This is a genomic window from Pseudomonas sp. NPDC087639 (genome assembly GCF_044743385.1).
Classification (GTDB): domain Bacteria; phylum Pseudomonadota; class Gammaproteobacteria; order Pseudomonadales; family Pseudomonadaceae; genus Aquipseudomonas.
Map to the genome: position 1 here is coordinate 48,728 of NZ_JBIUWI010000016.1, position 15,350 is coordinate 64,077.

General features: G+C 60.5%; 14 protein-coding genes. 9 read left to right on the forward strand and 5 right to left on the reverse strand.

The window, feature by feature from the left end; genetic code table 11:
• The coding region (locus ACIOVB_RS09525; protein ID WP_401267110.1) for a hypothetical protein at positions 1-142 on the forward strand (142 nt) is incomplete at its 5' end.
• A 76-nt stretch (positions 143-218) separates the two neighbouring features.
• Here the strand turns inward: ACIOVB_RS09525 and ACIOVB_RS09530 are convergent.
• Together ACIOVB_RS09530 and ACIOVB_RS09535 are read right to left on the reverse strand one after the other, a co-directional pair.
• Entirely contained in the window at positions 219-938 is a 720-nt protein-coding gene (locus tag ACIOVB_RS09530; protein ID WP_401267049.1) for a FadR/GntR family transcriptional regulator, read from the reverse strand.
• 187 nt (positions 939-1,125) lie between these two features.
• Entirely contained in the window at positions 1,126-2,862 is a 1,737-nt protein-coding gene (locus tag ACIOVB_RS09535; protein ID WP_187678622.1) for an IlvD/Edd family dehydratase, read from the reverse strand.
• 194 nt (positions 2,863-3,056) lie between these two features.
• Here ACIOVB_RS09535 and ACIOVB_RS09540 point away from each other — a divergent pair, with 194 nt between their 5' ends.
• From ACIOVB_RS09540 to ACIOVB_RS09575, 8 genes are all read left to right on the forward strand, one after another.
• Complete coding sequence (locus ACIOVB_RS09540) at positions 3,057-4,379, forward strand: MFS transporter (RefSeq protein ID WP_401267052.1); 1,323 nt, start codon at positions 3,057-3,059, stop codon at positions 4,377-4,379.
• A gap of 53 nt (positions 4,380-4,432) precedes the next feature.
• Positions 4,433-5,425 (forward strand): AraD1 family protein, encoded by a 993-nt coding sequence (gene araD1, locus ACIOVB_RS09545; RefSeq protein ID WP_401267054.1) that lies wholly within the window; start codon positions 4,433-4,435, stop codon positions 5,423-5,425.
• 9 nt (positions 5,426-5,434) lie between these two features.
• Positions 5,435-7,015 carry an aldehyde dehydrogenase (NADP(+)) gene (locus ACIOVB_RS09550; protein ID WP_401267057.1) on the forward strand — a complete coding sequence of 527 codons (1,581 nt, stop codon included), beginning with the start codon at positions 5,435-5,437 and terminating at the stop codon, positions 7,013-7,015.
• A gap of 178 nt (positions 7,016-7,193) precedes the next feature.
• The gene (locus tag ACIOVB_RS09555; protein WP_401267059.1) at positions 7,194-7,484 is read left to right on the forward strand and encodes a DUF5629 family protein; all 291 of its coding nucleotides are present in this window, start codon (positions 7,194-7,196) and stop codon (positions 7,482-7,484) included.
• A complete protein-coding gene (locus tag ACIOVB_RS09560) occupies positions 7,471-8,646 on the forward strand; it encodes a lactonase family protein (protein WP_401267062.1) in 1,176 nt (391 codons plus the stop codon). Before ACIOVB_RS09555 ends, ACIOVB_RS09560 begins: the two co-directional genes overlap by 14 nt.
• 156 nt (positions 8,647-8,802) lie before the next feature.
• Positions 8,803-8,982 carry a hypothetical protein gene (locus ACIOVB_RS09565; protein WP_401267065.1) on the forward strand — a complete coding sequence of 60 codons (180 nt, stop codon included), beginning with the start codon at positions 8,803-8,805 and terminating at the stop codon, positions 8,980-8,982.
• Positions 8,983-9,235: 253 nt separating this feature from the next.
• A complete protein-coding gene (locus ACIOVB_RS09570) occupies positions 9,236-9,448 on the forward strand; it encodes a hypothetical protein (RefSeq protein WP_187678616.1) in 213 nt (70 codons plus the stop codon).
• A complete protein-coding gene (locus tag ACIOVB_RS09575; RefSeq protein ID WP_401267068.1) occupies positions 9,445-9,702 on the forward strand; it encodes a hypothetical protein in 258 nt (85 codons plus the stop codon). The genes ACIOVB_RS09570 and ACIOVB_RS09575 overlap by 4 nt, the downstream gene beginning before the upstream one ends.
• A gap of 176 nt (positions 9,703-9,878) precedes the next feature.
• On the opposite strand, the gene ACIOVB_RS09580 is transcribed toward ACIOVB_RS09575, so the two are convergent.
• Genes ACIOVB_RS09580 through ACIOVB_RS09590 form a run of 3 tightly spaced genes read right to left on the reverse strand, consistent with a single transcriptional unit; the run spans position 9,879 to position 15,342 of the window.
• On the reverse strand, positions 9,879-10,463 hold the full coding sequence (locus ACIOVB_RS09580) for a glutathione S-transferase (RefSeq protein ID WP_401267069.1): 585 nt from the start codon (positions 10,461-10,463) through the stop codon (positions 9,879-9,881).
• Entirely contained in the window at positions 10,460-14,101 is a 3,642-nt protein-coding gene (locus ACIOVB_RS09585; RefSeq protein ID WP_401267071.1) for an SbcC/MukB-like Walker B domain-containing protein, read from the reverse strand. Before ACIOVB_RS09585 ends, ACIOVB_RS09580 begins: the two co-directional genes overlap by 4 nt.
• Complete coding sequence (locus tag ACIOVB_RS09590; protein WP_401267074.1) at positions 14,098-15,342, reverse strand: exonuclease SbcCD subunit D C-terminal domain-containing protein; 1,245 nt, start codon at positions 15,340-15,342, stop codon at positions 14,098-14,100. Before ACIOVB_RS09590 ends, ACIOVB_RS09585 begins: the two co-directional genes overlap by 4 nt.
• Positions 15,343-15,350: the final 8 nt, after the last annotated feature.

Genomic DNA, 15,350 nt, shown 5'->3' on the forward strand with positions numbered 1-15,350 from the left:
GGCCGACATGGGCCTGATGCTGACCTTCATGCTGCTATGGAACATGTTCGGTGCGCTGTGGCTACTGCCGGCACTGGCGAAGTTCCTGATCAAGCCGGAGAAACTGGCGGGGCAGAAGGGGAATTCGTTGTTTGCACACTGAGTTGAGTGCCTGAAATGACAAAGCCGCAACCCAAGGGTTGCGGCTTTTTTGTGGGTCAAGATCTTTTGACTTTGCCCTAGGAAAGTTCAGTGCCAAGCACAACACTGAGCGCACTACGCGCATCATCCAGTTGCACGAGCGTCGCATGCCGCGCCCCCAGCGCATCACGATTCTCGATAGCCGTGAGAATCGCCTTGTGCCGTGGCAACGCCAGCTCATGCAGATTCGGTCGCCGATTCGAATGCTTCAACGCCTCGGCAATCGCCACCGAGAGCATGTTGCACAGATTCGCCAGCAAGTCGTTGTGGGTCGCATCGGCAATCCGGCTGTGAAAATCCAGATCTGGTTGCAGCAGGGCTTCCGGCGTCGGCGCAGCTTCCATGCGTTGGTAAGCCTCACCGATGGCGGCAATGTCGGCATCAGTCGCATGCTGAGCGGCGAGGGCGGCGGCGGCCGGTTCGATGATGCTGCGCACGCTGGTCAGCACATTGAAGAATTCATTCTGCGGGCTGCTTTGCATCAGCCAGTGCAGCACGTCCGGGTCGAGCATGTGCCATTCGCGGCGCGCCTTGACCACCGTGCCCACCCGCGGCTTTGAGTACACCAGCCCTTTGGCCACCAACACCCGCGTGGCTTCGCGCAACACCGGCCGGCTGACCGCGTATTCCTCGCACAACAAGGCTTCGGCGGGCAGTTTTTCGTCGGGCTTGAAGCGTCCGGAGACGATCTGCATGCCCAGTTCCTGGACGATGCGCGAGTGCATGCTTTTGCGGTCGGAAGGTTTGCGGTAATCCATGGGGAGCGGCGCGATCCTGAGCGATGGAGATGCCGCGCATCATAGCAGGCACCAGATAATCTTGAGGCAGACACAGAAATCAAATGTGGGAGCGAGCCTGCTCGCGAAGGCGGTATATCAGTCAAATAGGTGTCGACTGACACTCCCTCTTCGCGAGCAGGCTCGCTCCCACAGGGGAATTGTGTTGTCAGTGAGAGTGGCGCGGTACTTCAGCCCCACGGCAGCCGACCAGGAAGTCGAAATCACAGCCCTGATCCGCCTGCAACACATGATCGATGTACAACTGACGATAACCCCCCACCAACAGTTGCTGCGGCGGTTGCAGGTCAGCCATGCGCGCCGCCAGCTCGGCATCCGGAATATCCAGGTGCAACCGGCCAGTGGCGCAATCGAGTTCGATCCAGTCGCCTTCCTTCACCGTCGCCAAAGGCCCACCCGCAGCGGCTTCCGGCGCGACGTGCAACACCACGGTGCCGTAAGCGGTGCCGCTCATCCGTGCATCGGAAATGCGCACCATATCCGTCACGCCCTGAGCCAACAGCTTGGCCGGCAAACCCATGTTGCCGACTTCGGCCATGCCCGGATAACCCTTCGGCCCGCAGTTTTTCATCACCAGAATCGAGTTGGCATCGACATCCAGTTCCGGGTCATTGATCCGCGCCTTGTACATGTCGAAGTTCTCGAACACCACGGCGCGTCCGCGATGCTGCATCAGCTCGGGCGTGGCAGCAGACGGTTTGAGCACCGCACCGAGCGGCGCCAGATTGCCGCGTAACACACAGATGCCGCCGTCGGCGCGAATCGGATTGTCGAGGGTGCGGATCACTTCGTCTTCGCCGTAGATCGGTGCGTCTTTGGTGTTCTCGCCGATGGACTTGCCGTTGACCGTCAGTGCATTCGGATTGGGGATCAGATTGGCCTCACCGAGGCGGCGCAGCACGGCAGGCAATCCACCGGCGTAGTAGAACTCTTCCATCAGGAAACGTCCGGACGGTTGCAGGTCGACGATGGTCGGCATGCCGCGACCGATGCGCGTCCAGTCATCCAGATCCAGCTCGACGCCGATGCGTCCGGCAATGGCCTTCAAGTGAATCACCGCGTTGGTCGAACCGCCGATGGCCGCGTTGACGCGAATGGCGTTTTCGAAGGCTTCCTTGGTCAGGATCTTCGACAGTTTCAGATCCTCACGAACCATCTCCACCGCACGCATGCCGGACATGTGCGCCAGCACGTATCGCCGCGCATCCACCGCCGGAATAGCTGCGTTATGGGGCAGGGAAGTGCCCAGTGCTTCCGCCATGCACGCCATGGTCGACGCGGTGCCCATGGTGTTGCAGGTGCCTGCTGAGCGCGACATGCCGCCCTCGGCCGCAAGGAAATCATCGATGGTGATCGTGCCGGCCTTGACCTGCTCGCTGAGCTGCCAGACCACGGTGCCGGAACCGATGTCCTTGCCCTTGTGCTTGCCGTTGAGCATCGGCCCGCCAGTGACGACGATGGCCGGTACGTCGCAGCTGGCTGCGCCCATCAGCAGCGCCGGGGTGGTTTTATCGCAACCGGTCAGCAGCACCACGCCGTCAATCGGGTTGCCGCGAATCGCCTCCTCAACGTCCATGCTCGCCAGGTTGCGGGTGAGCATGGCGGTCGGGCGCAGGTTCGATTCGCCGTTGGAGAACACCGGGAATTCCACCGGGAAGCCACCGGCCTCGATCACCCCGCGTTTGACGTGCTCCGCAATCTGGCGGAAATGCGCGTTGCACGGGGTCAGTTCCGACCAGGTATTGCAGATGCCGATGATCGGCTTGCCATGAAACTGGTGGTCGGCGATGCCCTGATTCTTCATCCAGCTGCGGTACATGAAGCCGTTCTTGTCGGCAGTGCCAAACCATTGGGCCGAGCGCAGGGTGGGTTTCTTCTCAGACATGATCGATTCTCTTATTGTATGACTATAGTGTTCGAGCTAAGGCCTAACATAGGCGCAAATTTGCCGCTTTGGAAGTGGTTGTTGGGTAAATAGTATTACTATATAGTCGTTTTCGACGGAGGGATGGCCCTGGCGATTTTCCGCGAGAGGCGTCCCCCGAGGTTCTATAAAAACAACAATCGGAGACCGATCCCATGAGCCAGGAGTTGCGGCTTATTCGTCGCATTACACTGAAACTGATTCCCTTCCTGATCCTGCTGTACCTGATCGCCTATGTGGATCGCTCTGCCGTCGGCTTCGCCAAGCTGCACATGGGCGCTGACATCGGCATTGGTGATGCGGCTTATGGCTTGGGCGCCGGGCTGTTTTTCATCGGCTATTTTCTTCTCGAGATTCCCAGCAACCTGATGCTCGAACGCTTCGGCGCGCGGCGCTGGTTCGCGCGGATCATGATCACCTGGGGCGCCATTACCATCGGCATGGCGTTCGTCCAGGGCCCGCACAGTTTCTACGTGATGCGCTTTCTGCTCGGCGCGGCGGAGGCGGGCTTCTTCCCCGGCGTTCTCTACTACATCACCCAATGGTTCCCGGTGCGCCATCGCGGCAAGATCCTCGGGCTGTTTATCCTCTCCCAACCCATCGCGATGATGATTACTGGCCCGGTGTCCGGCGGTTTGCTGGGCATGGACGGCATCCTCGGTCTGCACGGCTGGCAGTGGCTGTTCATCGTCATCGGCACCCCGGCGATCCTGCTGACCTGGCCGGTGCTGCGCTGGCTGCCGGATGGCCCGCAACAAGTGAAATGGATGGATCAGGCCGAGAAGGACTGGCTGACCGGCGAACTGAAAAAGGATCTGCAGGAATACGGCCAGACCCGCCATGGCAATCCGCTGCATGCGCTCAAAGACAAGCGTGTGTTGCTGCTGGCGCTGTTTTATCTGCCGGTGACCCTGAGCATTTATGGCCTGGGCCTGTGGCTGCCGACCTTGATCAAACAGTTTGGCGGCACTGATCTGGTGACCGGTTTCGTGTCGTCGGTGCCGTACATCTTCGGGATCATCGGCTTGCTGATCGTGCCACGCAGTTCCGACCGCTTGAACGATCGCTATGGCCATCTGGCGGTGCTGTATGTGCTGGGCGCCATTGGTCTGTTCCTGAGTGCCTGGCTGTCGCTGCCGGTGGCGCAACTGGCAGCGCTGTGTCTGGTGGCGTTCGCGCTGTTTTCCTGCACGGCGGTGTTCTGGACCTTGCCGGGGCGGTTCTTTGCCGGCGCGAGTGCCGCGGCGGGGATCGCGTTGATCAATTCGGTGGGCAATCTCGGCGGGTATATCGGGCCGTTCGTGATCGGGGCGTTGAAGGAGTACACCGGGAATCTGGCTTCGGGGTTGTACTTCCTGTCGGGCGTGATGGTGTTCGGCTTGATTCTCACAGCAATCGTCTACCGCGTGCTTGAGCGCAAACACGTGCTGCCGGTCGACCAATTCGCCGCCAGCGCACGCGGCGCGACCCGAACCTGAATGGCTCACTCCTTCAAGGGATCTGCGGTGTTTTTGATGAATAGGAGAAAAATATGCATCTGGTGCAATTCGAATTAAGCAACGGCGAACGCCGCGTCGGCGTGGTCGAGCACGGTCTGGTGCGCGAAGTGCAAGACGCTCGCACCACGCGCGATCTGGCGCTGGCCGCCATCGAAGCTGGCGGCACTCTGGAGCAGCAAGTACAAACCCTCGGCCTGGGCATCAGTCATGACTATGCGCAGTTGCTCAAAGACCTGCGCATCCTGCCGCCGCTCGATCACCCGGACCCCGCGCACCTGCTGGTCAGCGGCACTGGCCTGACCCATCTGGGCAGCGCCTCGGCGCGGGACAAAATGCACCAGCAGGCCGGCGACGAAGCGGCGATGACCGACACCATGCGCATCTTCAAATGGGGCGTGGAGGGCGGTAAACCAGCGACAGGGCAGGCCGGTGTTCAGCCCGAGTGGTTCTATAAGGGCGACGGCAGCATCGTCGTGCGTCCGGGCCAACCGTTTCCGCTGCCGCCATTTGCCGAAGACGCTGGCGAAGAGCCGGAGATGGCCGGCCTGTACATCATCGGTCAAGACGGCAAGCCTTATCGCCTCGGCTTCGCGGTCGGCAACGAGTTCTCCGACCACGTCATGGAACGCAAGAATTACCTGTACCTGGCCCACTCGAAATTGCGCAGTTGCAGTTATGGCCCGGAACTTCGCGTCGGTGAGCTACCCCAACACCTTGCAGGCACCAGTCGCATCCTGCGTAACGGTGAAGTGTTGTGGCAGAACGAGTTCCTCAGCGGCGAGGCCAACATGTGCCACAGCCTGGCGAACCTCGAATACCACCACTTCAAGTACAGCCAGTTTTTGCGTCCCGGCGACGTGCACATTCATTTCTTCGGCACCGCGACGCTGTCGTTCGCCGATGGCATCCGCACTCAGCCGGGTGATGTGTTTGAAATCAGTCAGGCCGAATTCGGCGCGCCACTGGTCAACGGCATTGCCCCGGTCGAAGCGGCTTTCGAACCGGGCAGCATCGGCACCCTTTAAGGAGATCCCATGACTCAGATTCTCGGTCACAACTACATCGGCGGTCAGCGCAGCGCTGCCGGCAACGTCAAACTGCACAGCGTTGACGCCTCGACGGGGGAGCAACTGCCCCACGATTTCATTCAGGCCACCGAGCAGGAAGTCGACGCCGCCGCCAAGGCCGCCGCTGCCGCGTACCCGGCTTATCGCAGCCTCAGCGCTGAACGTCGCGCGCAGTTCCTTGATGCGATTGCCGATGAACTGGACGCGCTTGGTGATGATTTCGTCGCCGTAGTCTGCCGCGAAACCGCGTTGCCGGCCGGGCGTATCCAGGGCGAGCGCGGTCGCACCAGCGGCCAGATGCGCCTGTTTGCCAAAGTGCTGCGCCGTGGCGATTTCTATGGCGCGCGCATCGACCTGCCGCTGCCGGATCGTCAGCCATTGCCGCGTCCGGATTTGCGTCAGTACCGCATCGGCCTCGGCCCGGTTGCCGTGTTTGGTGCGAGCAACTTTCCGTTGGCGTTCTCCACCGCAGGCGGCGACACCGCTTCGGCACTGGCGGCCGGTTGCCCGGTGGTGTTCAAGGCCCACAGTGGCCACATGGCCACGGCTGAACTGGTCGCCGATGCGCTGATTCGCGCGGCCGAAAAAACCGCGATGCCGGCTGGCGTGTTCAACATGGTCTACGGCGGTGGCGTCGGCGAGTGGCTGGTCAAGCATCCGGCGATTCAGGCGGTGGGCTTCACCGGCTCGCTCAAGGGCGGTCGGGCGTTGTGCGACATGGCCGCTGCTCGCCCGCAACCGATTCCGGTGTTTGCCGAGATGTCGAGCATCAACCCGGTGATCGTCCTGCCCCAGGCGTTGGCTGCGCGTTCGGAAACCGTGGCTCGTGACCTCACCGCATCGGTGGTGCAGGGCTGCGGTCAGTTCTGTACCAATCCGGGCCTGGTCATCGGTATCCGCTCGCCGCAATTCACTGCGTTCGTGCAACAGGTCGCCGGGCTGATCGGCGATCAACCGGCGCAAACCATGCTCAACGCCGGCACCCTCGGCAGTTACGGCAAAGGCTTGCAGAAACTCCTGGCGCATTCCGGCATCGAGCAGCTGGCCGGTCATCCACAGCAGGGCAATCAGGCGCAGCCGCAATTGTTCAAGGCTGATGTCAGCCTGTTGATCGATGGCGATGAAGTGCTTCAGGAAGAAGTGTTCGGCCCGACCACGGTGATTGTCGAGGTCGCTGATCAGGCGCAGCTCAGCGCCGCGCTCAATGGGCTGCATGGCCAGCTCACTGCGACCATCATTGGCGAGCCGGCGGACTTTGAGCAGTTCGCGGAACTGACGCCACTGCTGGAACAAAAGGTCGGGCGGATTCTGCTCAACGGTTATCCGACCGGTGTAGAAGTGTGTGATTCGATGGTGCATGGCGGGCCATATCCAGCGACGTCCGATGCGCGCGGCACTTCGGTTGGAACCTTGGCAATCGATCGCTTCCTGCGCCCGGTGTGCTTCCAGAATTACCCCGACAGCTTGCTGCCCGAGCCGCTGAAAAACGCCAATCCGCTGCGTATCCAGCGACTGGTCGACGGCAAACCGTCGCGCGACGCGTTGTAACTGACAGCCAATAATCCATGTGGGAGCGAGCCTGCTCGCGAATGCATTTTCCCAGTCAGCCTTCATGGCCTGACACACCGCATTCGCGAGCAGGCTCGCTCCCACAAGGGTTCCCATAAGGCCTCTGGATCACATTGAGCTATCATTGGCGCTTTCCCCCCTAGAAAGACTGTTTGCCATGACTGCCCAAACCCTTCTCGACGTCCTCGAAAACAGCGATATGGTCGAAATCGATGGCCTGCACGCCTTCGAATTCTCCCTCGACGAAGACGACAATCTGCACATCGAATGCATTGATGGCCGAGCGGCCAAGCATTGGGTATTCACGCCTGCTCAGGTTGACGCAGCGATGTTTGATGTGACGCTGCAGAGCTGGTTGATCGTTGGCGATTCCGGCGAACACCGCCTGGTCTGCAGCGAAGCCTTTGGCGGCAGCAACGACGAGGAAGAAACTGATGACAATGCGTAAATTCTGGCCACTGTTGATGGCCGGCAGTGTCGGCGCGATGGGCCTTTCCACGGCATCTGCCGAAAGCTATCAATTGCTGGTCGGCTCCTACACCGCCGACACCAGCCAAGGCATCTATCGAATGAACTTCGACAGTGCCACCGGCCAGATTGCCGCCAAGCCGCTGCAAGTGGTCAAAAGCGAAAACCCGTCGTGGCTGACCCTGTCCAAAGACCAGAAACGTCTGTTCGTGGTCAACGAAAACGGCCCGGGCCAGACCGACCCGGTCGGTCGCGTCAGCAGTTACGCGATCGATCCGAAAACCCATGCCCTGAGCCTGATCAATCAGGTGCAAAGCCTGGGCAACGAGCCGACTCATTCGAGCCTGAGCGGTGACGCCAGCCATCTGTTCGTCAGCAACTATTCGGTGATGGAAGATCCGGGCGGCACCCTCGCGGTGTTGCCGGTCGGCGCCGACGGCAAACTCAAACCGGTGGTGCAGATGAGCGCCCACCCGGCGAGCCGGATCAATCCCGAGCGTCAGGCGTCGAACCATGTGCACTCGACGGTCTCTTCGCCGGACGGCCGTTACGTGTTCTCCAATGATTTGGGCGCGGACAAAGTCTTCGTCTATCTCTTCGATCCGAAGGCCAATCCGGACCTGCCACTGACCCCGGCGATGACGGCCGCAGTGGCCTTGCCGGCAGGCAGCGGCCCGCGTCACCTGCTGTTCAGCGCTGACGGTAAACACGCCTGGCTGACCATGGAAATGAGCGCCCAGGTTGCGGTGTTCGATTACAACGACGGCGTGCTGACCCAGACGCAAATGATCGATCTGGCGGCCGGCCAGCCGACTTCAGACAAGGCTGCGGCTGCGCTGCACGCGTCCGCCGACGGCAAATTCCTCTACGTCAGCAACCGTGGCACTGCCAATCAGGTGCTGGTGTTCGCTATCGATCCGGCGACCGGCCAGCTCAAAGAGCTGCAGCGACGTTCAGTGGAAGGTGATCACCCACGGGAATTCAGCCTCGATCCAAGCGGTAAATTCCTGCTGATCGCCAACCAGAAAAGTAACGAGATTGTCGTCGTCGAACGCGATGGCAAGACTGGTCTGCTCGGCAAAACCGTGCAGAAACTGCCGATGGACGCCCCGAGCGACCTGAAGTTTCTAGTGCGACAATAAGCCACAGGCCCCGGTTTACGGGGCCTGCCTCTTTGTATTAATCGCGCTGATAACTGCTAATGCTACAAAGCATTTCAAGCGATCAACCCTCGAGCGTTAAGTTTGCTCCACAGCCCAACCGGGCAAGCAAGCCAACCGAACACGAGGGTTACCGCCATGAACTTCAATCTCTTCTCCGTGATTGCCGCTTCCGCCATCTCCGCTACCGTGGTTCTGCCAGCCAGCGCCAACGTTGAAATCAACAGCAAACAATCCCACACCCAGAGCTACACCCAGAAATACCTGCAACAGAGCGCCAATTTCTACGCCGCGCTGGATCACAAAGTTCAACACTGAAATACCCGACTCGCGCGACTCCCCGTAGGAGCTGCCGAAGGCTGCGATTTTTTGACTTTCAAGATCAAAAGATCGCAGCCTTCGGCAGCTCCTACACGTGTGCATAAAGCACCACGATAGGTTTCTTCAAGCACCCGGATAGACTGGCTAAATAATCAACGAAGCTGATGGTTACTATGGGAAACCCTGAGTGGTTACCGCGGTTTTTTTGATCGATTCTGTGGGCTCTGAAACATGCCCACGGGAGAACACCATGGCCAGCGCAATCATCTCTTCTGCCAAACGCGGCGCCTACCTGGCCATCGGTCTTTACCTGGCTCTGGTGCTGATCGTCAGCGTCTCATCGCAGATGGAACACAACTTCGACGCACCGATTCAAGTCGCCAACCCCGGCATCCAGTTTGAACACCGTTCGCAAAGCGTGATGGTCGATCGGGCTGAACTCGCAGGAGTCGGCGGAGCATGAAAGGCTACAGGCTTTGGGTCATCGCAGGTCTGGCGTTCATGACCAACGGCGCTTCATTGCTGGGGATAGGGCAGGGCTCGGTCGGCGGCCTGGCCCGAGCCATAGAGGCCAACCACAACATCGCGCACAACATTGAGCGGGCCAATACCCTGGGGCTGATGGCCGGTAATCCACCGGTGAAAGTTGCCGGTGATTTTCTCGGGCCGTTTGAAGTGGATTGCATGGCACTTGGCATGTGCGGCGCGCTGGCGTAGACAACGTGATTTATTGTGGTGAGGGGATTTATCCCCGATGGGCTGCGAAGCAGCCCCAAACCCGATACTCCGGATTGTTCTGATACACCGAGGTGAATGATTTCAGGGCCGCTTCGCAGCCCATCGGGGATAAATCCCCTCGCCACAGGGTTACCCCTCTTGCAGAAGAACTGGCCTTACTTCTTCATGACTGCGGTGAAGAGCTCGGATTGCAGAAAGTGTTGTAGCCACGCTTGCAAGCGTACGTAAGGCGTCTGCGCAAACCAATCGCGATCAACGTGGGCGAACTGGCGAACGAACGGCAGCAGTGCGATATCCGCCAGACATGGGCGATCAGCCAGCAAGTAATCGCGGTCCGTTAGCAACTCATCCAGCTTCTGCAAAAACAACGAACCCTGCGTGCGATAGACCTCCATCGGCTGCTCGGGATAACGCTCAGCGTACTTGTAGCGATTGAGATGAACCTTGAACACTTGATCATTGGCTTCGATCAAGTCGGCAATCCTCGCATCTCCCTCCAGCAGCCAATCCTGCGGATCATTCTGTGCCAACGCCCAGCGCATGATCTCCAGACTCTCATCAATCACCCGTCCATCCGCATCCAGCACCGGTACCGTACCCTTGGGCGAGATCGCCAGCATCTCGGCCGGTTTGGCCTTGAGGCTGACCTCGACGATATCTACCGGCACGCCCGAATAACGCAGCGCCATCCGTGCCCGCATTGCGTAAGGGCAGCGGCGGAAAGAATACAGCGTATTCATTTCACCTCCAGGGTGCTCAAACCGTTGCCCTGACGCTGCACCTGAATCTGCACCGGAATCCGCTCGTGCATTTCCTGCACGTGGGAAATCACCGCGACTTTGCGGCCCTGGGCCTGCAAGCCGTCGAGGGCGTCCATCGCCAGTTGCAGAGATTCCGGATCGAGGCTGCCAAAGCCTTCGTCGATAAACAGCGATTCGATTTTCAGCGTACTCGACGCCATCGACGCCAGGCCCAACGCGAGCGCCAGCGATACGAGGAACGTCTCGCCGCCGGACAACGAATGCACCGAGCGCAGCTCATCGCCCATTTCCGTGTCCATCACCAACAGGCCGAGCATGCTGCCGCCGCGCTTCAAACGATAGCGTTTGACCAGTTGGCGCAGTTGCACGTTGGCGTGATGTACCAGCAAGTCGAGGTTGTAGGCCTGGGCGATCTTGCGGAAGGTGTCGCCAGTGGCTGAACCGATCAACGCGCTCAGGCGTGCCCAGCGCTGGTACTCGGCATAGGCGTCGGCGATCTGCTGCGCCAGTGCCTGATTGGCGTTCTGTCGGCGCTGGTCTTCGGCCTGTTCAGCACGCAGTTCGGCGCATTGCTGCTCGCTGACGTTGAATTGGTTTTGCACATCGGCGAGGGCGGCGGCCAGTTGCTCGGCATCGAGATTGCCGTTGTGCTGGGCCTGATGATCGAACAAGCGCTGGTCGCGCTCCTGCACCAGCACCATGGCCTGTTCGATGGCTTTTTCATTGAGCTGCAAGCGTTGGCGCAGCTCAGCGACTTGCCCATCGTCGACGCGCAGCAGATCTTCGAGGCCGCCGTCATCCAGCTCCGGATGACGGGCGCGCCAGTCGGCAATCTTGCTGGCCAGATCCTTGTCTTCAATTTCCAACGCCTGCAAACGCTCCTGCTGCGCCTTGAGTTCGGCGGCGGTTTGCACGCGTTGCGTGCGCACGTTTTGCAGTTCCTGAGCGGTTGTGGTTTCAGCTTTGCGCGCCTGCTCCACGGCCTGTTCCAGTTGCTGCTGCCAGTGTTCGGCGCTGCTGTGCTCGCCAAGCAACTGCATGAGTTTTTGCTGGCAGGTTTGCTGCTGTTCGGCCAGGGCATTGAACTGCTGTTCGGCGCTTTGCAATTGCTGGACGCGAGTCTGCTGGCGATCCTGTTCTTTCTCCAGCGTCTGCTGGCGTTGCAGCTGTTCGGCCAGTTCTTCTTTCTGCTGATCGACTTGCGTCAGACGCTCGGCGATCTGCCGGTCGAGCTGCATGAACGTCGCCGCCGGCTCATGGCGTAGAGCCTCAACTGTGTCGGCCGGCAGCAGGTTACCGAACGCGCTGAGTTCTTCATCGAGGCGCTGGCGGTCGCTGCTCAACTCGCGCTGCTGATTGCTCAGATGCTGCGCCGCTTGCTGATGAGCGGTTTCGGCCTGACGCAACTGCTGGGTCAGACGCGCGGCGTCCTGTTGCAGGGTGAGCAGGGCGTTTTGCCGTTGTTCATCCTGCGTGATGCTCTGGTTCAACTGCTCGTTTTGCCGGGTCAGCCAGGCGTCGCGTTTGTCGGCGTCCTGGTTCATCAACTGCGCCGCTTGCGGGTGAGCATCGAGACTCGGCGCCAACGCTTGTTGCTGGGCGGCCAGTTGCTCCTGTTGTTGCAGCAGTTCTTTTTGCTGTGCGATGACGCCACCGACTTCGGCGCGCAGTTCGATGAGCTTTTCCTTGAGCTGATCGACCACTTGCTGCGCGTTGGCCTGTTCGCTCTCATCGTGTTTGCCGAGGCTTTGCAGCAGCGCTTCGGGCTGGTGATACGGATGCTCATTGCTGCCGCAGACCGGGCACGGCTGATCATCCTGCAACTGCGCGCGCAGCTCTTCGACACTGGCACTGCGCGCCAGACGCTGACGCTCAAGCAGCTCGCGGGTGACGTTAAGGGTTTGCTCGGCGACGGTCAGTTCGGCCTTGGTTTTCACCCCGTCCTGAGTCAGGCGCTCGCGTTCTTGCTGAGCGCTGAGCTGGCGTTGTTGCAGTTCAGCGCCGCGCTTGTCCAGATCCTGTCGGGTGGCCCACAGGCGTGACAGGTCTTCGATGGCGCGCAGCTGTTTGCGGTTGTCCTGTAACAGATTGCCGAGGATGCCGATCTGCTCGGCGACGGCGTCCGGCTCGGCGCCAGCCTCTTTGAACAGCACTTCCAGTTGCTGTTTTTGTGTTGCGAAGGTTTCGGCGCTGCGGCTGGCGTTCTCTTCCAGCGAGGCTAGTTCGGTCTGGCCCTTGTTCAAGCGATTGCCGATCAACATCAGCTGTTGCAGGCGATCGCGGTAGGCGTTCCATGCATCGCTCAATGGCGCGAGATGGGCGCTCTGTTCCAGTTCCGCGGCAATCTTTTGCAGGCGTTCGGCGACTTGAGTCTGCTTTTCCAGCAGCGCCGCAATGGCGCTCTGGCCTTGGGTGCAGGCCTGCTGCGCGTTTTGTTTCGCTTCGGCACTGAGTGCAACGTCCTTGACCAGACGGGCGAGGGTGCTTTGCTCTTCAAAGGCCTGACGCAAAAGCGGCGAACTTTCAGTCTGCCGTTGTTGTGCCTCGCTCAAAGCGACTTTCGCGGCCTCGAGGTTTTGCTCCAGGTGCGTCTGGCGCTCAGTCAGTTCAGCGTGTTGCCGGGTGTGCGCGGCAATCTGCGCACCCAAAGGGGACAAGAGCGCGTCGAGTTCAGTCTTGCGGGCGAACTGGTGCCGCTGTGGGCCGAGCTGTTCCAGTCGCGTCAGTTTTACCCGTTCACCGGCCAGACCTTCCCTTTGTTGTTGGGCACTGTGCAGTTGCTCGGCGGCGGCTTGTTGCGCGTCCTGCAACTGACGTAAATCCTTGAGCCAGCTGTGCTGCTGCTCCAGCTGCTTGAGTTGCGCCTGTTGCAACTTCATCTGTTGCTGCGCGGCGTTGTAGCGCTCATCCAGCTCGGCGCGTGCTTCGGGAGCCAGCGGCGTGACACCGGTGGCCTGATCCTGCAACAGCTTGTGCGCTTCGCGGGCCTCTTTGGTCTTGTCGAACGCGCGACGGCCGAGGCGGGTGTACAGCGCGGTGTCGGTGAGTTTTTCCAGCAGTTCGCTGCGGTCGTTGTCGTCAGCCTTGAGGAACGCACTGAACTCGCTTTGAGCCAGCAGCACGGCGCGGGTGAACTGTTCGAAGTTCAAACCCAGCGCGGCTTCCAGTTGCGTTTTGTATTCGCCTTTCTGGCTGGCGAGCAGTTGATCCTGATCGATATCGCGCAGGCTCTGCCGACTGGCCTGCAACTTGCCGCCAGCCTTTTCCCGGGCGCGGTTGGCTTCCCAGCGCGCGCGATAGCGACGGCCATCGACACCGACAAAATCCACCTCGGCATAACCTTCGCCGGTGCCACGGCGTAGCAGGGTGCGCGGGTCGCCGGTGGCGATCTCGCCGTCGGCGTCCGGGACTTTGGCGTCACGGCCGGTGTTGTTCAAACGCGGCACGGCGCCGAACAGCGCCAGGCACAAGGCGTCGAGCAGGGTACTTTTGCCGGCGCCGGTGGGGCCGGTAATGGCGAACAGACCGGCGCTGGCCAGCGGTTCGGCGGTGAAGTCGATCTCGAACGGACCGGCCAGCGAGGCGAGGTTTTTCAAACGAATGGCGAGAATCTTCATGGTTGCTCGCCCTCCATTTGCACGTCTTGCAGCAGTTCGGCGAAGTCCTTGAGCGTCTGTTCATCGACCTCGTTGCCATAGTTGTCGAGCCACGCGCGGCTGAACAATTCCTGCGGCGTGAGTTGATCCAGCTCGATCAGCGCAGTGCCTTCTTCCGCGCCATCAGCGCCACGGTTGCCGGCGTATTCAGCGGCGATACGCACCAGCCGCACGGCTTTGCCTTGCAGGGCGCTTTCCACTTGATGGCGCAAATCCGGTTGCGGCTCATCGAGACGCACACGCACCTCCAGCCACGGCTGGCGCTGGGTTTCAGCGAGTAGATCAATGTTCGGCAAGTCCGCCAGTTGCAGCAGGATCTCCGCCAGCGGCGCCGGGCCGATGCGTTGCAGGTTGACCGATCGCGGGATCAGTTTCGGCTCGACGCTGACCAGGGTTTCGCCATCAAGGGTGACGTCGAGAATCTGGTGCTGATAGCTGATTTCCGAAAACGACAGCGGAATCGGCGAGCCGCTGTAGCGGATACGTTCCTCACCGTTGACCTTCTGCGGCTTGTGCAAATGACCGAGGGCAACATAGCTGATGCTCGGCCCGAACAGGCTAGCGGGCAGCGCTTCGGCATTGCCGATGATCAGACTGCGCTCGGAATCCTCCGACACCGAACCGCCGGCCATGTGCGCATGACTGATGGCGATCAGCGCCTGCCCCGGCTTGCGCTTGGCATTCGCCGCCTCGATCAGCCATTCATGAACCTGACCGATACCGCGCAAATAGTTGTCGCCCAAATGCGCCCCGGTGACCTCAGCCGGGCGCAGAAATGGAAGCGCCAGGCACCACGCGGCGATTTCGCCGGTCGCGTCCGGCAACGGCAACAGCAGACGATCGGCGTCGAGTTGACCATCATCCAGCCACAACACCCGACCCAGCGCATGAGTGCGCAAACGTCGCATCAGCGGCGCGGGCAGTTCGATCCGCGAGCCGGAGTCGTGGTTGCCAGCAATCATCACGATGGTCAGCAACGGCTGCTGCTCGTGGGCGCTGACGATGAAATCGTAGAGGCGTTCCTGGGCTTTGACCGGCGGATTGACCGTGTCGAAGATGTCCCCGGCAATCAACAGCACATCCGGCTGCGCCAGTTGCAGTTGGCGCAGCAGCCATTCGAGAAAGCACGCATGCTCGAAATCGCGCTCCTGGCCGTGCAGGTTTTGCCCAAGGTGCCAGTCGGAGGTGTGAAACAGACGCAAGGTGGACT

Excerpts from the sequence above, each read along its gene's own strand:
- ACIOVB_RS09530 (WP_401267049.1), bottom strand. The coding sequence starts at position 938 with ATGGATTACCGCAAACCTTCCGACCGCAAAAGCATGCACTCGCGCATC.
- ACIOVB_RS09535 (WP_187678622.1), bottom strand. The coding sequence starts at position 2,862 with ATGTCTGAGAAGAAACCCACCCTGCGCTCGGCCCAATGGTTTGGCACT.
- ACIOVB_RS09540 (WP_401267052.1), top strand. The coding sequence starts at position 3,057 with ATGAGCCAGGAGTTGCGGCTTATTCGTCGCATTACACTGAAACTGATT.
- araD1 (WP_401267054.1), top strand. The coding sequence starts at position 4,433 with ATGCATCTGGTGCAATTCGAATTAAGCAACGGCGAACGCCGCGTCGGC.
- ACIOVB_RS09550 (WP_401267057.1), top strand. The coding sequence starts at position 5,435 with ATGACTCAGATTCTCGGTCACAACTACATCGGCGGTCAGCGCAGCGCT.
- ACIOVB_RS09555 (WP_401267059.1), top strand. The coding sequence starts at position 7,194 with ATGACTGCCCAAACCCTTCTCGACGTCCTCGAAAACAGCGATATGGTC.
- ACIOVB_RS09560 (WP_401267062.1), top strand. The coding sequence starts at position 7,471 with ATGACAATGCGTAAATTCTGGCCACTGTTGATGGCCGGCAGTGTCGGC.
- ACIOVB_RS09565 (WP_401267065.1), top strand. The coding sequence starts at position 8,803 with ATGAACTTCAATCTCTTCTCCGTGATTGCCGCTTCCGCCATCTCCGCT.
- ACIOVB_RS09570 (WP_187678616.1), top strand. The coding sequence starts at position 9,236 with ATGGCCAGCGCAATCATCTCTTCTGCCAAACGCGGCGCCTACCTGGCC.
- ACIOVB_RS09575 (WP_401267068.1), top strand. The coding sequence starts at position 9,445 with ATGAAAGGCTACAGGCTTTGGGTCATCGCAGGTCTGGCGTTCATGACC.
- ACIOVB_RS09580 (WP_401267069.1), bottom strand. The coding sequence starts at position 10,463 with ATGAATACGCTGTATTCTTTCCGCCGCTGCCCTTACGCAATGCGGGCA.
- ACIOVB_RS09585 (WP_401267071.1), bottom strand. The coding sequence starts at position 14,101 with ATGAAGATTCTCGCCATTCGTTTGAAAAACCTCGCCTCGCTGGCCGGT.